Genomic DNA, 1,278 nt, shown 5'->3' with positions numbered 1-1,278 from the left:
GGATGGCGATAGGTGGCTCAGCTGGTTGCGTCTGGCGGCTGTGCCAGGCGGTCTCGTACTCGTTCGGGCTGAGGTAGCCCAGCTCGCGTTGGATGCGGCGGGTGTTGTACCAGCCGTCGATGTAGGCGAAGATCGCGTTCTCGGCCTCGTCGCGGGTCCGCCATGAAGTGCGGTAGACGAGTTCGATCTTCAACGTCGACCAGAAGTTCTCCATCAGCGCGTTGTCGAACGAGTCGCCGACCGACCCCATCGAGGGCAGGATCCCGTTGTCCTGCAAGCGTTCCGCGAAGCGGAAAGACGTGTAGTTCGATCCCCTGTCCGAGTGGTGAATCAACTGGCCGTCGCGGACGTCGCGCGACCAGATGCCGTATTCGAGGGCGGCGAGGATCAGGTCGGTGTCGCAGCGGTCGGAGGTCTTCCATCCCACGATCCGGCGGGAGAACGCGTCGCGGACCGCGGCGAGCCAGAACACGCCCTCCCCGCAGGGAATGCGGGTGGCGTCGGCAACCCAGAGCCGGTTCGGCCCGTCGGCGGTGAACCGCCGGTTGACCAGATCCGGCGCCGGCGTGTGTCGTGGATCCTGACGGGTGGAGCCGCCGCGCCAGCCGCGACGCAGGAACGCTCCCTGCCAGCCGTGGGCGGCCATCAGCCGCTCGATGCGCTTGCGGCCCACGCGAATGCCGTCGCGACGTAGCTGCCGGTGGACCCGGTCCGCGCCGTAGGTGCGCCCCGATGTCTCCCAGATCTCGTGGATGTTCGAGATCAGCCCCAGGTCGACCACGTCCCGGTCACAGGGCTGCTCGAACTGCTTGATCCACGCGTAGTAGGTCGAGGCGCCGATGTTGAGGACCCGTAGCAGGAGCGCGACCGCGAACTGGTCACGGTGTTCGTGGATGAACCTCATGACCGTCGCCGGGTCGGGTCGAGCTCCGCCGCGAAATACGCGCTCGCCGCTTTCAGGATCTCGTTCGCCCGCCGCAACTCAGCGACTTCCCTGCGCAGCCGGCGGTTCTCCTCGGCCATCTCGCTGGTAGGCCGATCGGTGCGCTCACCCGCGTCAGCCTCGGCCTGACGGATCCAGTTCCTGAGCGCCTCGTGATGAACACCGAGTTGCTCGGCCAAGCGCCGGATCACCGGCTTCGGGTCTGACTCGCGGTACAAGCGCACAGCGCGCTGACGTAGCTCGTCGGGGTACTTCTTCGGTGCTGCCACGGACGACTTCCTCCCCACGGCCATCAGACCATGATCAAGAAGCTCCATGAAAGCGGGGGTGGCTCA

General features: G+C 66.4%; 2 protein-coding genes. Both read right to left on the bottom strand.

The window, feature by feature from the left end; all coding sequences use genetic code 11:
- Positions 1–904, bottom strand: a 904-nt coding sequence (locus ACTMS2_RS29245) for an IS3 family transposase (RefSeq protein ID WP_441178263.1), incomplete at its 3' end; no start/stop codon positions are given.
- On the bottom strand, positions 901–1,212 hold the full coding sequence (locus ACTMS2_RS29240) for a transposase (protein ID WP_441178262.1): 312 nt from the start codon (positions 1,210–1,212) through the stop codon (positions 901–903). The genes ACTMS2_RS29245 and ACTMS2_RS29240, both read right to left, overlap by 4 nt.
- Between the last annotated feature and the right edge of the window lie 66 nt (positions 1,213–1,278).

The sequence above is a fragment of the Micromonospora sp. SD12 genome (genome assembly GCF_052068495.1).
In the GTDB taxonomy this organism is placed as follows: domain Bacteria; phylum Actinomycetota; class Actinomycetes; order Mycobacteriales; family Micromonosporaceae; genus Micromonospora; species Micromonospora echinofusca.
This window is presented reverse-complemented; position numbering and strand designations above follow the sequence as displayed.